Genomic DNA, 15,870 nt, shown 5'->3' on the forward strand with positions numbered 1-15,870 from the left:
GCCCAACAGGGCATGTCCTCCGGGTCATGTGCGAGACGGCATGTCCGAACGCGCAGCCGCCGGGCGGCGGGCCGAGATGACCTGCAGGCAGCGCTGCAGCGCCTCGTGCAGGTTGCGGTAGGTGACGACGCCCGCCAGCTCGACGCCGGTCGAGGTGAGCGACTCGGCGACGGCCGGCTGGAGGCCGCACAGGACGCCGCGAGCGCCGAGCAGGTCGACGGCGCGGACGAGGCGGAGCAGGTGGTCGGCGGTGGTCTCGTCGAGGGCCTCGACGCCGGTGAGGTCGAGGATGGCGAAGCGGGCGCGGGTGCGGGTGACCTCGGCCAGCAGCCGCTCCATGATGTGGGCCGCCCGCGCGGCGTCGATGGTGCCGAGCAGCGGGAGGGTCAGGATGTTGTCCCAGAGCTGGATGATCGGCGTCGAGAGCTGGCGGATCGCGCTGTCCTGGCGGGCGATGATCTCGATCTGGGCCCGCAGCTCGTCCTCGCGGCGGCGCTGCTCGGTGATGTCGCGGAAGATGCCGTACAGGCGGGTGAGCTTGCCGTCCTCGTAGTACGGCACGCCGGCGGCCTGGACGTGGCGGCGGTTGCCGAGGAAGGTGACGATCTCGAGCTGGACGTCGTACGGCTCGCCCTGCATGCACCGCTCGACGGCGGCCGAGATGATCGGCACGTGCTCGGGGGCGTAGAAGTTGATCGCGGTGGCGAGGTCGGGGACAAAGCCCGGGGGGACCTCGTGCAGGCGGTGGGTCTCCTCGGTCCAGTAGAGCGCGTGGTTGGTGAGGTCGACCTCCCAGCCGCCGACCGCCCCGGCGGCCTGGGTCTGGCGCAGCAGCTCGACCGAGCGCCGCACCTCCTCCTGTTCGGCGCGCTCGTCGGTGATGTCGCGGACGACGGCCACCACCGACGCCCGACCCGGTCGCGTCGGCGTGGCCTCGCTCTGCTCCTGCCACCAGCGCGTGGCGCCGCCGATGACCACGCGGTACTCGAGGGTGACGGCGCCGGCGGCCAGCAGCTGCTCGCGCCGCGCGACCCGGACCTCGTCGCGGTCGTCGGGGTGGACGGCGGCGAGCCAGGTCCCGACCACCGGCGGCGCGTCGCGTTCGCGCCCGAGCAGCTCGCATACGCGGTCGCTGTAGTAGGCAGGGGCGTCGGCGGCGAGCGGGTCGTCGGCGCCGAGGTCCTCGAACTCGAGGACGGCGGCGCCCGAGAGGTGGAGCGCTCGCGTCATGCGGTCGAGCGCGGCTCGTTGCGTTTCGGTGGCCATGCGAGGAGGAGGCGGGGCGAAAGGGCGCGATCGCCGATTCCGCGGCGGGAGACCGTACGGCGGGCTGGACGTGTTGTCCAGCCCGCCGCGGCGCGAACTACGGTTCGGTTCACGCGCTCAGGGCGCGGGCGCCTCGAGGCGCACGAAGTCGATCAAGAGGAGCTTGCGCTTGGCGATCCGCCAACCTTGCGGGGTGCGCACGACGGTGTCGAAGTAGGTGCCGTGCGCGACCTCGATGGCGCCGTCCGGATCGATGACGTGCGTGGCGCTGAGGTACGACGTCATGGTGGCGGTGTTGCCGTCGAGATCGATGCGGACGTTGCTGACGAGGTGATGGGTCGCGACGTAACCGCTGTCGTTAAACACGTTCTGCACCTCGACGGCCCACGCCTCGGGACCGATGGCCCCGACCCCCGGCGGGCCGTTGGGATCGGCGCCGGGGAAGTAGGCCCCGATGTCGGCGTTCGGCGTGAAGCACTCCTTGTAGGTCTGCTTGCCCTTGGCGAAGTCTCCATTGCCGATGGCGTCGGTGGCCTCGGCGTAGCAGTAGGTGAGGTCGGTGATCTCGGCGCGGTCGGATAGCCGCTTGCCGGCGTCCTCTCCACCCTTCTTGGCGTCGGCCGTCGGCGAGACGGCGACGGCGCCGAGGCAACCGACAGCGACCACGAAATTGCGTAGCGAACGATGTTTGAACAGCATCAAGGCGTAACCCCCGGAGCGGCGATTGTAGCGAGTCGCCGCCGGCGGCGGTGGGGCCGCCGAGCGCACGCGACGCCGTCCATCGCCCGCGCGCGCGTCCGAAGGTCGAGGTGCGGCCACTGTCGGCGCGTGTGCGAGGCATGGGCACCGCGCGATCGCGGACGATGCCGTCAGTAGGGCTTCTGCCCGAGGAAGTTGCCCGGGGGGTCGTAGTTGCAGACCCAGACCTCGGCGTCGCCGCAGGTGGCCACGCCGCAGCCGACGCGCTGGCTGTCGCGCCACACGACCTGCGTGTAATGGCCGCAGACGCCGCGGCAACGGCCGGTCCTGGCGTCGTAGCCCGCGACCTCGGCGACCCAGGCCGCGACGACCTGCTCGGCGGTCGCCGCCTGGCCGCTGGCCGCGAACAGGTTCTCGCCGTAGCGCTGGGCGTCGGGGCCCGAGCGCGGGCGATGCTGGAGGTCGCAGCGCCGGCGCTGCAGCTTGTCGGCCCACTTCTGCGCGTAGCGGGCCAGCTCCGGCGACCACGTCAGCGGGGCGATGCCGAGCTCGGCGCGGTGGCGGTTGTGCGCCGCGGTGATGCCGGCCAGCCGGCCCGGCTCGGGGTCGGCCGCAGGCGCGGGCCCGGGTGCGGACGCGGGCGCAGGCGCGGGCGCAGACGCGGCGGTCGGCGGTGCGGCGGGATCTCGGGCCGACGGCGAGGCTGTCTCTCGGGACACATCGGGGCGGCAGGCGAGCGCGGCGGCGAGGAGGAGCGCGGACGAGCGACGAGGCACGCGGGCAGTGTAGATCGCCGGGCGGGGCGGCGCCGCGGCGAACGAGCCGGGCCGCAGGGGGGCGGCGAGCTCGAGCGAGGCGGAGTCAGGAGTGGAGCGGATCGACTCCGGCGGCGGCGGGTCGCGCTCGCTCGGCCGCTTCGCGGCAGCCCCAGCGGAACGGCGACGGCGGCTCGATGCGTCGGACCGGCGAGCGCGGGGCCGTGAGGCGGGAAGGAGCGACGAGCCGCGGCGACGCGGATGATGGGGGGTGTATCGAAACGAGTCGCATGGTTCGAAACAAGTCACCCTGGTCGATCGTTTTGATGCACCTCCGGGGCCGCGAGCGGCGGCCCGGGGCCGCCCGGGGAGTGGCACGCGGCGTGCTCATGTCGCGGGCATGACCGCCGTCGACTTCCCGACCCGCATGTTCGCGCTCGCCACCACGCTCGAGCGCTCGCCCGCCGACGCCCTGCCGCTGGCGGAGGCGCTCGAGCGCGACCTTTTGGCCGCCGAGACCACCGACCCGCTCGAGTTCGGGTGGGCCCGCGATTACCACCTGCGCGCGCTCTACCGCCTCGGCCGCGACGCCGAGGGAGTGGCGCTGCTGATGACGCCGCCGCCGCGGGCGATGTCGATCTCGACCAAGAACGCGGCCTGGCTGCACTCCGCCGGCGCCGAGATGGCGATGCGCGCGGGGGCGAAGGCGCAGGTGCGGGCGCTGATCGCCCGCGCGCTGTCGCTGCGGATCGCCGGCGCCGACGCGGAGGGCAGCGGGATGGCCGTCGGGACAGGTTTCGCGCTGCTCGCCCGCGTCGGCGATCCGGCGGAGATCGAGGCGTGGCTCGGGCACGTCGAGACGCAGATCGAGGCCGGGGGCACGAGCGAGCCGGCGCGGGCGATGGCCGAGGCGCTGGCCGAGGTGACCCGCGCGCCGGAGTTCCTCGAGCTGCTGCCGAACGCGGACCGGCGCCGCGGCGAGTGGGCGCTGCACCGCGCGGCGCTCGAGGGTCAGCTCGCCGAGGTGCGGCGCCTGCTGGACGAGGGCGTGCGGGTCGACGCGCGCCACCCGGCCTGGCCGGGGCTGCCGACGGCCCTGCTGGCGGCGAGCTTCCGCGGCCACACCGCGGTGGTCGAGGAGCTGCTCTCGCGCGGCGCCGACGTGCGCGCGACCAATGTGCAGGGGCGCACGGCGCTGCACCTCGCGGTCGATCAGGAGCACGCGCTGGTGGCGGCGATGCTGTGCTACGCGGGCGCCCCGGTCGACGCGCTCGACTTTCACCGCCACTCGCCGCTGCACGTGGCGGCCTGGCAGGACCACCGCGAGAGCGTGCGCGTGCTGCTGGCCGCCGACGCGGCGACCGAGCTGCGCGACGTGAACGGCGACACACCGCTGGCGCTGGCGGCGACCGAGCCGGTGCCGGAGGTGGTGCGCGCGCTGTGCCTCGCGGGCGCCGACGTCGAGGCCGTGAACGCGTGCGGGCAGACGCCGCTGATGCGCGCGGCGATGTCGGGCCAGGCCGACACGGCGGCGGTGCTGCTCGAGGTCGGCGCCGATCCGTCGATCCGCGATCACGCCGGACGCACCGCGCTCGACTGGGCGCGAGCGGAGCAGCACCGGGCCGCGGCGACAATTTTGCGGCGTCACCTCCGGGTCGTCCGAGGCTGACGCGCCGGGCGCGAACGCGACACGCCTGTCAGAGCGGAGCGCGCGCTCCCCGGGGAAGTGGTTGAAATTGCGAGTTGCCCTGTCCTTGCAATACGCGGCGCCGAGGACCGATGCCGACCCCTAACTCTACGAAGCCGTCACGTCCGCGCACCCTCGGTGCGCTCACCTTGCCCCTCCTCGCCGCGCTCGCCGGCGCCTGTAGCAGCGCCGCCGAACAGCACGGCTCCGGCTCGGGCGGCCTCACCGGCCCCGGCTCCGACAGCGGCCCGGGCTCGGGTTCGGCCAACCCCGGCGAGACCGACGGCGGCGGCACCGACGGCTGGGACTCGGGCGACCCGGGGACGACCGGCGGCTGGGCCCCCACGACCGGCGCCAGCGGCGGCGACCCGGGCGGCAGCACGGGCACCGGCGAGGCGCCGCCGCCCGACGGCGAGGACAGCACCTCGGATGCGTCGTCGACCACCGGCGAGGACAGCACCAGCACCGGCGAGCCCGCGTGCGACGATCAGACCCCGGTGGTGCTGTACCTGTCGCCCGACGACTCGAACTCGACGTCGTCGCCGGTACAGGTGCGCGAGGCGGTGCTGTCCGAGTGGGGCTCGCTGAGCTACGTGCCGATCCGGACGTGGGAGTTCCTCAACTACTACTCGTTCGGCTACGCCGCGGCGGAGAAGGGGATGGTCACGGTGCTGCCGGAGATCGCCCGCTTCGCCGACGACCCCGACGACCAGTACGTGGTCCAGATCGGCGTCGCCAGCGAGACGATCAGCAACGCCGACCGCCCGCTGATGAACGTGACGCTGGTGCTCGACGAGTCGGGCTCGATGAGCGGGACGCCGATGGAGCTGCAGCAGGAGGTGTGCCGCACGATCGCCGGCAGCCTGCGCGCCGGCGACATCGTGTCCGCGGTCGGCTGGGACACCGTCAACGCGGTGAAGATGACGAAGCACAAGGTGACGAAGGCGAACGACCCCGAGCTCGTCGCGCTGTGCGACGGGCTCGAGGCCGGCGGCGGCACCGACCTCCACGGCGGGCTCTCGGCCGGCTACCAGCTGGCCCACGCGCAGTTCGACGCGGCGCGGATCAACCGGGTGGTGCTGATCAGCGACGGCGGGGCCAACGCGGGCGTGACCGACATCGACATCATCGCCGGCGGCGCCGGCAGCCAGGACCAGGACGGCATCTACCTGGTCGGCGTCGGCGTCGGCACGCCCGACACGTACAACGACGACCTGATGGACACGGTCACCGACGTCGGCCGCGGCGCGTCGCTGTTCATCCCGTCGGTCGCCGAGGCCCACAAGATGTTCGGCGAGCGCTTCGTCCAGACCATGGCGGTGGCCGTCCGCGACGTGCGGGTGCGCCTCGACATGCCGCCGGGCTTCTCGATCGTCAAGTTCAGCGGCGAGGAGTACTCGGCCGACCCCGCCGAGGTCGAGCCGCAGCACCTCGCGCCCAACGACGCGATGGTGTTCCACCAGACCGTCTCGACCTGCGCCCCCGCGCTGGTCGACGAGGCCGCCGAGTTCAAGGTCGCCGTCCGCTGGAAGGACCCGATCACGTTCGAGGAGCGCGAGACCGAGGTGGTCAAGAAGATCCAGGAGTCGGTGGCCGCCGAGTCGCCGCTGCTCAAGAAGGGCGCGGCCGTGTTCGCCTACGCCGAGGGCCTCAAGGCCTACCGCGAGGCCCCTCAGGCCGTGACGCTCGAGCCGGCGCTGGCCGCCCTCGCCATCGCCGAGGCGGCCCTGCCCGGCGACCCCGACCTGGCGGAGATCCGCACGGTCCTCGAGACGCTGGCCGGCGAGTGAGCGGGGTGCCTTCCATGACCTGAAGGTCATGTCGAAGCGGTCAGGCCCGCGGCGCGCCCGCGGGCCTGGCCGCCCTCGCTCCTGCGGTCTCGCTGGCGGGCACCGCAGGTCTCGCGCAGCTGCGGCGCGTCTCGGGGCGCGTCCGCGGGCGGAGGTCGCGCAGGGCATGCTCCAAGGAGCATGGCCGCTCGGACATGCGCTCAGGGACCTGTCCGGCGGGGCAGCCACACCATGCCGCTTAGCACGAGCAGGGCCGTGACCGCGTAGACCGCCAGCGCGGCGCGCAGGCGCGGCGGGCGGTACTCGAGCTCGACCGCGTGCCGGCCCGGGCCGACCCGCAGGCCGCGGAACAGGTAGTTGGCGCGCAGGACAGGGACGGCGTCGCCGTCGACCCGCGCGGTCCAGCCGGGGCCCCAGGCCTCGTTCACCACCAGCACGCCGGCGGCAGGGGCGTCGACGGTGAGCGCCAGGCGGTTGCGGGCGAACGCGTCGAGGAGCGCGGGCACGGGGGCGTGCTCGGGCCGGAGCCCGGCGATCGCGGCGGCGTCGTCGGGCCCGAGCCGCGGGGCCTCGAGCAAGGCCGTGCTGCCGGGCGGGAGCGCGGCCAGACGCGCGAGGGCGTCGTCCTCGCGCTCGACGAGCTCGACCCGCGCGGTCCAGTAGGCCAGCGGCGCGGCCTGCAGCAGCTCGACCGGCTGGCCGGGGATCCAGCGCGACTGCCCGGCGGCGCTGCGCTGGACGACGGCCCGACGCCCGCCGGCGTACCAGCGCACGTTGGCGGCGGCGAGCAGGCCGGCGTGCTCGCGCGCGCGCGCGGCGAAGGCCCGCCAGCGGCGCGTGACGAGGGTGCTGTTGCGGCCGAAGATGTCGCGCACGTCGAGGCGCGCGCCGACGCGCCAGCGGTAGTGCTCGTCGTCGGCGACGCGCCAGCCGACGCGGTCGTCGAGGCGCGCGAGGGCGGCGTCGCGCGCGAGATCGGGCGGCCGCTGGGCGATGGCGTGGATCTGTCGCGCCTGCACCTTGAGCTCGAGCAGGCCCACGGCGAGCGCCGCGGGCGCAGCCGCGCGGCGCAACCACGGGCGCGCGCTCAAGAGGCCGCCGAGGCAGGCGCCGCCGAGCGCGACGAACAGCGCGCCGAGGCCCGTGCTCGTCGGCGCGCGGCTCCACGCGAGGGCGACGAGCAGCCCGAGGCAGGCCGGCGCGAACACGAGGGCGAGGCGACGGGCGAGCGCGCGCCGGCGCTCGGGTTCGGCGCGCACGAGGTCGTCGAAGCCGTGGGCGGCGAGGACGGCGGCGAAGAAGGCGAAGCCGAAGAAGTACTGGGCGGGGATCCGCCACAGCCCGAAGCCGGGGACGTGGCGGGCGAGGAAGGGCAGGAGGAAGAAGCCGTCGCCGCACGCGAGCAGGAAGAAGAGGAGGGCGCAGGCGGCGTAGGTGATCCGCAGGGCGTCGCGGCGCACGGCGAACACCGCCAGCAGGAGGGCGAGCGCGCCGAGGTAGTGGACGGGCGCGCCGTCGCGCCAGGTGCCGGGGGCGAGGGCGTCGAACAGGTGCAGCGGGCGCGCGGTCGAGTAGACGACCTCGGCGAACTCGAGCTGCTCGCGCACGGTCTCGGGCAGCCACGCGAGGGTGGCGACGATGTTCGGCAGGGCCAGGCCGAGGACGACGGCGACGGCCAGGACGCCGGCGCCGGCGACCCGCGCGAGGTGCCGCCGCGCGGCCGGGAGGCCGCGGACCACCAGCACGAGCGCGACGATCAGCACCGGCGCGAGGCCGACGAGGTCGCGGAAGAAGTTGGGCGGATAGCCGGCGAGGAAGGCCATGGCCGTGGCTGCCCCAAAGGCCAGGCCGCTGCGCGGAGAGGGCCGACGCACCAGCTCGAGCCCGGTGAGCACCAGCCACGGCAGCCACACCGGCGACCACAAGCCCGCCGAGTCCTTGGCCTTGGCGACCCGACCCGAGAGCACGAAGGCGAAGCCGCCGAAGGCGCTCGCGGATGGCGAGAGACCGAGCCGCGCGAGCAGCAAGTGCGTGCCGAGGCCGCCGATGGCGACGTGCAGCAGCGCCTTGAACAGGACCACCCACGGGCCCTCGCCGAACACCGCGGCGCCGAGCCACACCAGCCAGTTGAACGGGTAGAGCACTCCCGTCTGCGGGTCGGCGAGGAAGTCGTAGCCGCCGCGCTCGTAGGGGTTCCACAGCGGCAGCTCGCCGGCCCGCAGGGCGTGCACGGGGACCAGCAGGTCGCCCCAGTGCTCGTTGACGGCGTCCCAGCCGAGGAAGGCGTCGCCGCTGACGAGCGCGGGGTGAAACGCGAGGAACACGGCCGCGTACAGGCCCGCGAGCCCGAACCCCGCGAGGACGCGCCGCGCCATGCTAAGGCTCCGCGTGTCCCGAGGGCGGCGCGTCGGGCCGCGGGCGGTGAGGCTGCAGCGCGAGCTCGCGGACGACGATCGTCAGCCGATCCTCGAGCGCCTTCTGCCCGAGGTAGAGGTTGAAGCACAAAAACAGCAGCACCAGCGAGCTGAGATAGAAGACGAGGTCGACGCCGCGGCCGACGCCGACGCGGTGGGCGCACCAGGTCGAGACGTCGGGGAAGATCGCCAAAAAGATGATCGCCGCGAACACCACCGTCATCGCCAGCTTCTGCACCGGCCGCCGCCGCGCTCGCACGAAGAAGTGGAACAGGAGGACGAGGCTGCCGCCGATGAGCACGAACTGGATCGCCATGGACGCCCGCGGTCGCCGGAGCATCGACCGCGCCGCCGCGGAAGTCAATTCGCGGCGTAGCCCTCGCAGCGGGCGGAGCCGCGGTCGGAGCGTGCTCGCCGTGCCGCCGCGAGCCGACGTCGCCGCCTCGCATCGCGGCGATGAGTTCGCGGTCGCCGCGGCCGACGCCTCGGGGCCGAGGCCCCTCACCGCCGCCGCTGCCGCCTCGCTGCGGCGATGGCTTCGCGGGCTCCGCGGTCACCGGAGGCCGCGGCGATTGCTTCGCGGTCGCCGGGGCCCGACAATGCCGGCCGATGTCGCCGCCCTCGCCCGCGGAAGTGACGATCGTCGTGCCCTGCTACAACGAGGGGCCGGTGATCCGCGAGGTGCTGGCCGAGCTGCTGCGCGCCTGGCCGAACGTGATCGCGGTCGACGACGGCTCGAGCGACGACACCGCCGCGCGCCTGGGCGACACCGGCGCGACGGTCGTGCGCCACGCCGTCAACCTCGGCCAGGGCGCGGCGCTGCAGACCGGCATCGACCTGGCGCTGGCCCGCGGCGCCCGCTACGTCGTCACCTTCGACGGCGACGGCCAGCACCGCGCCGAGGACGTCGCGGCCCTGGTCGCCCCGCTGGCGGAGGGCCGCGCCGACGTCGCGCTCGGCTCGCGCTTCCTCGGCGGCACGGTGGGCATGCCGCAGAGCCGCCGCCTGGTGCTGCGCCTGGCGACCGCGTTCACCCGCGTGGCGGCCGGACTCGACATCACCGACACGCACAACGGCCTGCGCGCGTTCACGGCCGCGGCCGCGCGCGCGCTGCGGATCACGCAGAACCGGATGGCGCACGCGTCGGAGATCCTGCACGAGATCCGCCGCCTGCGCCTGCGCTTCGTCGAGGTGCCGGTGACGATCCGCTACACCGAGTGGTCGCGCCGCAAGGGCCAGTCGGCCCTCGACGCGCTCAGCATCCTGTTCGACCTGCTGGTCCGCCGGATCATGGGCTAGCTCGACGGATCATGTGCAAAGGGGCATGCTCTCAAGAGCATGTGCGATGGGACATGCCTCGAAGGGCAGGCGAGACGTCGGCCGACTGCCGCCGGGCGCATCGCGCCGGGCCCGCTCGTCGAGCCCAGGGCACCGATCTCCCCCTCGGTGCCGGACGATCGCGCCGCGCCGCGCTCACTTGCCGATCTTGAAGCCGGCGCCGGCCTTGCCCTTGCCGCTGCCGCCGCCGCCGACCGACACGCCGGCGCTGCCGCCGACCGAGATGCCCGCGCTGCCGCCGACCTTGATCCCGCCGCTGCCGACGTTGACGCCGCCGCCGGAGCCGACCTTGACCGAGCTCTCGGCCTTGGCCGAGTGGTCGATGTCGATGCCGCCCTTGGCCTTGGCGGCGCCCTTGACGTCGACCTTGGGCGGGGTGACGTCGACCTTGGGCACGTCGACGGCGGCCAGCGCCAGCGCCTCGACCTTGATCGCGGCGCGCAGGGCCGCGAGGCGGGCGGCGGCCAGCGAGGCCGAGACGTCGCCGGCGAACTGCGCGGCCCCGTCGGCGCCGAGCTGGATGTCGACCGGCGAGACGTGGGCGCTGACGTACGCGGGCCGGCCGACGTCGACCGCCCAGCCGAAGAAGGCGCCGGCGCCGGCGTCGGCCAGCACCACGCCGTCGGCCTTGAACTCGGCCTTGAAGTCGCGCTCGAACTCGAGGTCGGCGCCGCCCTCGACCGCCGCCGAGTAGCTGGCCACGACCTTGAGCGCGCCCTCGGCCTCGGCGCGCACGGTGCCGATGGTGGCGACCAGGACGGCGAGCGAGGCGTCGAGCTTGCTCGAGGGGACGGCGCGCAGCTCGAAATTGACGTCGCCGCCGGCGCGGAGCTCGACGACCTGCAGGTAGTCGAGCCTGCCGTCGGCGTCGAAGTCGACGCGGTGGGCCGCCCCGCCCGGCGCGTTGAGGAACAGCTCGAGCTCGGCGGCGGTCTTGAGCTCGCCCTTCGCCAGCAGGTCGACGACGCCCTTGAGGTCGAGGTCCGCGGGCTTGAGCGCGACCTTGGTGCCGAGCGCGGCCTCGACGTCGGCGACGGCCTTGAGCGGCGGGACGGTGACCTGCGCGGCCGCGCCGGCGGCCAGCTCTGCCTTCGCGTCGGCGTCGGCCCGCGCCTTGGCGGCCGCGTCGGCGACCGCCTTGGTGTCGAGCTGGATGTCGGCCTTGGCGTCGGCCTTGGCCTCGACCTTGCCGTTGCCTTCGGCCGCGGAGTCGCAGGCGAGCAGGAGGACCAAGAACGCGAGGGGAGTGCGGATGGTGGCCTTCATGGCCGCAGTATCGCCGAGCGCGCGCCCGGGCGCCACCGGCAGCGGGACCGGCGCGTCTGGGGCCGCGAGGCCACGGGATGGCGGGCAGGACATGTTCGCGGGGACATGCCCCGAAGAACAGTCACAGCGGCGTGAAGCTGATGTCGTAGAAGGTCCAGCTCGCGCACTCCAGCGCCTCGACGGCGAGCAGCGACAGCTCGTGCTGGACGTCCTGCACGACGGCGAGGACGGTGAGGCCGGGGCCGGCGGCGAACTCGATCTCGCCGCCGGTGTCGCTGCCGCGCACGCGGAACCGGCCGCTGCTCGGGCCCGACAGGCGGAGCTGGGCCAGGTACGAGCCGCCGGGCACCAGGCCCTTGAGCCAGATCTCGACCCGCGCCAGCTCGGGGTCGTCGTCGGTGAAGTGCGCGAGGTCGGAGTCGCCGCCGAGGACGCGCGCGCCGTAGAAGTCGAGGTGGCCGCGGCCGTCGATGTACGGCCGCCGCGGCGACAGCCGCAGGTCGCTGGCCCGCAGGGCGTCGCCGCGGTCGAGCCGCTTGATGTCGACGCCGTCGACCCGGCGCAGGATGTCGAGCAGGTGCGCGTGCGACAGCCGCTCCGGCGGGGCGGCGCGGGGCAGCGGGAGGTCGGGCTCACGGGCGAGCCCGCCGGCGCGGGACAGCGCCGCGAGCGCCCCGGCGGCCGTCGTCTGCGGCTCGCCGAGCAGCGGGGTGGCATCGATGACGACGATCGAGTCGAAGATCGCCAGGGGTTCGATCGGCTTGCGGTCGGCCATGATTCACCTCCCTCGTCGCAGGGTCCGCCGCGCCCGCGCCATCGTCAAGCACGCGCGCCGCGGATAAGCTGCGGTCGATGCGTCGCTCGCTGGCCGTCGTGGTTGCGCTGCTGTGTTCGAGTTGTGTACACCCCGACAAAACGCGGTCTGTCGCGACGGCCGCGGCGATCGACGTGATTGAGCTCGAGCTCGCGGAGGCGCAGCGACGGATGCAGACCGGGGTGCTGTCGTCCGCAGCGTTGACGGCGGCGTACCTCGAGCGGATCGCGGCGATCGACGACGCGGGCCCGGCGCTCGCGGCCGTCATCGAGGTCAACCCCCACGCGCGCGCCGACGCCGAGGCGCTCGATCGTGAGCGCGCGCAGGGCCGCGTACGCGGGCCGCTCCACGGGATTCCGCTGCTGATCAAGGACAACATCGACGTCGCCGGGATGGTCAACTCGGCCGGCTCGCTGGCGCTGGCGGAGCACCGCCCGCGGACCGACGCGCCGCTGGTGACGCGCCTGCGCGCGGCCGGGGCGGTGATCCTCGGCAAGACGAACCTCAGCGAGTGGGCCAACTTCCGCTCGACCAACTCGACCTCGGGCTGGAGCAGCCGCGGCGGGCAGACGAAGAACCCGTACGGGCTCGATCGCAACCCGTGCGGCTCGAGCTCCGGCACCGGCGCTGCGATCGCGGCCAGCCTCGCCGCCGCCGGCGTCGGCACCGAGACCGACGGCAGCATCCTCTGCCCGGCGGCGATCCAGGGGCTCGTCGGGCTCAAGCCGACCGTCGGCCTCGTGCCCGCGGCGGGCATCATCCCGATCTCGGCGACGCAGGACACGGCGGGGCCGATGGCGCGGACAGTGCGCGACGCGGCGCTGCTGCTGAACGGGATGACCGAAGGGACAGGTGACTACACGGCCGGGCTCGACCCGGCGGCGCTGCGAGGCAAGCGGATCGGGGTGCTGCGGCAAGCGATGGGCGGCGACCCGCGGCTCGACGCGCTCACCGAGCAGGCGCTGGCGTCGCTGCGCGCGGCCGGGGCGGAGGTCGTCGACCCGGTCGAGATCGCCACCTGGCAGGAGTGGGGCGAGCACGAGTTCGAGGTGCTGCTGTACGAGTTCAAGGACGGGCTCGACCGCTACCTGCGCGAGTCGGGGGCGCCGGTGTCGTCGCTGGCGGGGCTGATCGCGTGGAACCGCGAGCACGCCCGGGCGGTGATGCCGTGGTTCGGGCAGGAGCTGCTCGAGCAGGCGCAGGCGAAGGGCGGGCTCGACACGCCGGCGTACACGGCGGCGCGGGCGGCCGCGCGGCGGCTGGCGTGGGACGAGGGGCTCGGCGCGGCGCTGACGCAGCACCGCCTCGACGCCGTGGTCGCGCCGGCGATGGGCCCGGCCTGGCCGATCGACCCTGTCCTCGGGGACAGGAGCAGCGGCGGCGGCGGCTACGGGGCGGCGGCGGTGGCGGGGACGCCGAGCCTGACGGTGCCGATGGGACACATCCACGGGCTGCCGGTCGGGCTGGCGTTCCTCGGCGAGCCGCGCGGCGAGGCGGAGCTGCTGGCGATGGGCTACGCGTTCGAGCAAAAGACGCGCGCTCGCCGGGCGCCGACGTTCCGGCCGACGGTGACGCGCGATCCGTGAGCGCGCGGATGCGGCCGAGGTAGGCGCGCCGGCCCTCCCGGGGCCTGCTGGGAGGTGTGCGGAACCGCGCAGGGGCTCGCGAGGGAGGCGCGAAAAAAATCCGATCCCCCCGGGCGGGTCGCGACACCTCTGGGCCGAACGCGCAAGACCGGCGCCTGCGACCCAGGCCGGGCGATCGACCTCCATCGCCTGGCCTCGGGGTCAGGGCAGGTGCGCCTCGACAACGAGTCCTTTGAGACAGGAGACAATGAACATGTTCCGAAATATCTGTGGTTCCACGCTCGCGCTCGGCCTCGGCCTCGGCGTCCTCATCGCTGCGACTCCGGGCTGTGAGAACGATGTCTGCGGCCTTGAATGCCCGCTCGAAGGCCTCGCCGAGGGCAACGCGTCGATCTCGGGGATCGCCAGCGTGGACGCCTTCTTCGCCGCCGTGGTCGGGTTCGACAAGGCGGCGCTCGAGGTCAAGGCCGGGGTCGACGCCGAGCTGCGGGCGATCGCGGTGTCGCTGGCGCTCGACGCGGGCGCCAGCGCGGCCGACATCCGGGCGGCGCTCTCGGCCAAGTTCGAGACCGCGATCGACGGCGGGCTGAAGGTGAAGTACGCGCCGCCGCGCTGCACGGTCGACGCGAAGGTGGCGATCGACGCGTCGGCCAAGTGCGACGCGGAGATCGATCCGGGGATGGCGTCGGTCGAGTGCAAGGGGACCTGCACGGTCGACGCCAGCGCCTCGGCGAGCTGCGACGCCTCGGCCAAGGTGATGTGCAAGGGCACGGCGCCGGAGTTGCAGTGCAGCGGCTCCTGCACCGGCACCTGCGAGCTCGGGGGCGACCTGCAGTGCAACGGCACGTGCAACGGCGAGTGCGACGGGACCTGCTCGGTGACCGGCGCCGACGGCCAGTGCGCGGGCGAGTGCATGGGCAAGTGCATGGGCTCCTGCGAGCTCCAGGCCGGGGCGCATTGCGACGGCAATTGCCAGGGCTCGTGCGAGTACGAGGCGCCCGACGGCCAGTGCGAGGCCGGGGCAGAAGTTCGGTGCCAGGCGGCCGCCGACGCCAGCGCCCAGTGCGACGGCTCGTGCGACGGCGAGGTGGTGCCGCCGAAGGCCAAGGCCGAGTGCGAGGCGAGCGTCGAGGCCGAGGCGAAGATGCAGGCCCAGTGCACGCCGCCGTCGCTCGAGATCTTGTGGCAGTGGAAGGCGGGCTTCGACGAGCTCGAGCGGGCCAAGTTCAAGGCGTGGGTCGAGGGCTTCCGCCTGCGCTACGCCGGCCTGCTGGCCGCGAGCGCGCGGGCCGAGCTGGTGCTGGGCGCGGGGGCGGGGTTGGGCGACGCAGCGGTGGACCTGCTGGCGTCGTTGCCCGGAGACCTCGCCGGTGACCCTCGGGCCTCGTTCGGGCTGCCCTGCGCGCTGGCCGAGCTCGAGGCCGTGGGCACGCTCATCCAGAGCGGCTCGGGCGCGCTCAGCGGGAGCGTGACGGCGGTGGGCGAGATCAGCGCGGCGCTGGCCGGCGGCTGAGCCAGGAGGCCCTTGGAGGCCGGGGCGGGTCGTGCGATCCTCGCGACCCGCCCCGCATGTCGAAGTCCACCAGACCCGAAGACCAGGTCGAGGGCCCGCGCGCGGCGGCGATGGCCCGCAACGACGAGGACCTGGCGCTGCTGGCGGCCTGGCGGGCCGGCGACGCGCGCGCCGGCGACGGCCTGGTGCGCCACTACGGGCCGCAGGTGGTCCGCTTCTTCGCCGACAAGGTGCGCGACTTCGAGGTCGACGACCTGGCGCAGCAGACGTGGGAGGCGCTGACGCACGCGCGCGACCGCTTCGTCGTGCCCGGCGAGGAGGTGGTGGCGGGCGAGCCGATCGCGGCGACGTTCCGCGCTTACCTGTACGGGACGGCCCGCTTCGTCCTGTTCGCGCACTACCGCAAGAAGGCGCGCGCGGCCCAGTTCGACCCGAGCCTGTCGTCGCTCGAAGATCTGTCGCCGTCGCCGAGCCGGCAGGCCTCGGCCCACGCGAAGCTCGAGCGCCTGTCGGCGGCGCTGCGCAAGCTGCCGCTCGACCTGCAGATCTTGCTCGAGCTCCGCTACGCGCAGGAGATGACGAGCGCCGAGATCGCCGCGGTGTACGAGATCCCGAAGAACACCGCCAAGAGCCGGCTGCGCGTGGCGAAGGAGCGCCTCGACGCCCAGCTCGCGCGGATGGGGCTGGGCCCGGCGCCGGGATAGGTGCGGGCGATGCACCGCGGCTGCGGCTGCGGCGCGGG

13 protein-coding genes are annotated in these 15,870 nt (G+C 74.1%); 6 read left to right on the plus strand and 7 right to left on the minus strand.

Translation table 11 applies throughout. The annotated features are described in order from the left end of the window. Nucleotides 1–24: 24 nt before the first annotated feature. The 3 genes from NAEX_RS36735 to NAEX_RS36745 all read right to left on the minus strand — a co-directional run bounded on the left by NAEX_RS36735 (nt 25) and on the right by NAEX_RS36745 (nt 2,741). Complete coding sequence (locus tag NAEX_RS36735; RefSeq protein ID WP_096332134.1) at nt 25–1,266, minus strand: STAS domain-containing protein; 1,242 nt, start codon at nt 1,264–1,266, stop codon at nt 25–27. Nucleotides 1,267–1,383: 117 nt separating this feature from the next. Then, on the minus strand, nt 1,384–1,932 hold the full coding sequence (locus NAEX_RS36740) for a nuclear transport factor 2 family protein (RefSeq protein ID WP_170136310.1): 549 nt from the start codon (nt 1,930–1,932) through the stop codon (nt 1,384–1,386). 203 nt (nt 1,933–2,135) lie between these two features. Then, nucleotides 2,136–2,741 carry a CAP domain-containing protein gene (locus NAEX_RS36745; protein WP_245913883.1) on the minus strand — a complete coding sequence of 202 codons (606 nt, stop codon included), beginning with the start codon at nt 2,739–2,741 and terminating at the stop codon, nt 2,136–2,138. Between the two features lie 379 nt (nt 2,742–3,120). Between NAEX_RS36745 and NAEX_RS36750 the strand changes: the two genes are divergently transcribed. Further along, on the plus strand, nt 3,121–4,389 hold the full coding sequence (locus NAEX_RS36750) for an ankyrin repeat domain-containing protein (protein ID WP_096332136.1): 1,269 nt from the start codon (nt 3,121–3,123) through the stop codon (nt 4,387–4,389). A gap of 167 nt (nt 4,390–4,556) precedes the next feature. Next, a complete protein-coding gene (locus tag NAEX_RS36755) occupies nt 4,557–6,197 on the plus strand; it encodes a vWA domain-containing protein (RefSeq protein WP_170136311.1) in 1,641 nt (546 codons plus the stop codon). A gap of 200 nt (nt 6,198–6,397) precedes the next feature. Here the strand turns inward: NAEX_RS36755 and NAEX_RS36760 are convergent, their stop codons facing one another. Then, on the minus strand, nt 6,398–8,572 hold the full coding sequence (locus NAEX_RS36760; RefSeq protein WP_096332138.1) for a YfhO family protein: 2,175 nt from the start codon (nt 8,570–8,572) through the stop codon (nt 6,398–6,400). Between the two features lies 1 nt (nt 8,573). Continuing rightward, a complete protein-coding gene (locus tag NAEX_RS36765) occupies nt 8,574–8,927 on the minus strand; it encodes a DUF2304 domain-containing protein (RefSeq protein WP_170136312.1) in 354 nt (117 codons plus the stop codon). Between the two features lie 293 nt (nt 8,928–9,220). On the opposite strand from NAEX_RS36765, the gene NAEX_RS36770 reads away from it, so the two are divergent. Beyond that, nucleotides 9,221–9,910 carry a glycosyltransferase family 2 protein gene (locus tag NAEX_RS36770; RefSeq protein WP_096332140.1) on the plus strand — a complete coding sequence of 230 codons (690 nt, stop codon included), beginning with the start codon at nt 9,221–9,223 and terminating at the stop codon, nt 9,908–9,910. 174 nt (nt 9,911–10,084) lie between these two features. Here the strand turns inward: NAEX_RS36770 and NAEX_RS36775 are convergent, their stop codons facing one another. Both NAEX_RS36775 and NAEX_RS36780 read right to left on the minus strand, forming a co-directional pair. Continuing rightward, nucleotides 10,085–11,215 carry a hypothetical protein gene (locus tag NAEX_RS36775; RefSeq protein WP_096332141.1) on the minus strand — a complete coding sequence of 377 codons (1,131 nt, stop codon included), beginning with the start codon at nt 11,213–11,215 and terminating at the stop codon, nt 10,085–10,087. A 121-nt stretch (nt 11,216–11,336) separates the two neighbouring features. Beyond that, on the minus strand, nt 11,337–11,990 hold the full coding sequence (locus tag NAEX_RS36780) for a hypothetical protein (RefSeq protein ID WP_096332142.1): 654 nt from the start codon (nt 11,988–11,990) through the stop codon (nt 11,337–11,339). A 77-nt stretch (nt 11,991–12,067) separates the two neighbouring features. Here NAEX_RS36780 and NAEX_RS36785 point away from each other — a divergent pair, with 77 nt between their 5' ends. The 3 genes from NAEX_RS36785 (at nt 12,068) to NAEX_RS36795 (ending at nt 15,832) form a co-directional block, all read left to right on the plus strand. After that, nucleotides 12,068–13,615, plus strand: a complete 1,548-nt coding sequence (locus NAEX_RS36785) for an amidase (protein ID WP_096332143.1) — start codon at nt 12,068–12,070, stop codon at nt 13,613–13,615. A gap of 253 nt (nt 13,616–13,868) precedes the next feature. Continuing rightward, a complete protein-coding gene (locus tag NAEX_RS36790; protein WP_143140757.1) occupies nt 13,869–15,128 on the plus strand; it encodes a hypothetical protein in 1,260 nt (419 codons plus the stop codon). A gap of 56 nt (nt 15,129–15,184) precedes the next feature. Then, nucleotides 15,185–15,832: an RNA polymerase sigma factor gene (locus NAEX_RS36795; protein ID WP_096332145.1), complete on the plus strand. Its 648-nt coding sequence runs from the start codon at nt 15,185–15,187 to the stop codon at nt 15,830–15,832. Nucleotides 15,833–15,870: the final 38 nt, after the last annotated feature.

Source organism: Nannocystis exedens (assembly GCF_002343915.1).
GTDB classification, from domain to species: domain Bacteria; phylum Myxococcota_A; class Polyangia; order Nannocystales; family Nannocystaceae; genus Nannocystis; species Nannocystis exedens.

Excerpts from the sequence above, each read along its gene's own strand:
- NAEX_RS36780 (WP_096332142.1), bottom strand. The coding sequence starts at position 11,990 with ATGGCCGACCGCAAGCCGATCGAACCCCTGGCGATCTTCGACTCGATC.
- NAEX_RS36735 (WP_096332134.1), bottom strand. The coding sequence starts at position 1,266 with ATGGCCACCGAAACGCAACGAGCCGCGCTCGACCGCATGACGCGAGCG.
- NAEX_RS36765 (WP_170136312.1), bottom strand. The coding sequence starts at position 8,927 with ATGGCGATCCAGTTCGTGCTCATCGGCGGCAGCCTCGTCCTCCTGTTC.
- NAEX_RS36790 (WP_143140757.1), top strand. The coding sequence starts at position 13,869 with ATGTTCCGAAATATCTGTGGTTCCACGCTCGCGCTCGGCCTCGGCCTC.
- NAEX_RS36750 (WP_096332136.1), top strand. The coding sequence starts at position 3,121 with ATGACCGCCGTCGACTTCCCGACCCGCATGTTCGCGCTCGCCACCACG.
- NAEX_RS36795 (WP_096332145.1), top strand. The coding sequence starts at position 15,185 with ATGTCGAAGTCCACCAGACCCGAAGACCAGGTCGAGGGCCCGCGCGCG.
- NAEX_RS36775 (WP_096332141.1), bottom strand. The coding sequence starts at position 11,215 with ATGAAGGCCACCATCCGCACTCCCCTCGCGTTCTTGGTCCTCCTGCTC.
- NAEX_RS36760 (WP_096332138.1), bottom strand. The coding sequence starts at position 8,572 with ATGGCGCGGCGCGTCCTCGCGGGGTTCGGGCTCGCGGGCCTGTACGCG.
- NAEX_RS36785 (WP_096332143.1), top strand. The coding sequence starts at position 12,068 with ATGCGTCGCTCGCTGGCCGTCGTGGTTGCGCTGCTGTGTTCGAGTTGT.
- NAEX_RS36770 (WP_096332140.1), top strand. The coding sequence starts at position 9,221 with ATGTCGCCGCCCTCGCCCGCGGAAGTGACGATCGTCGTGCCCTGCTAC.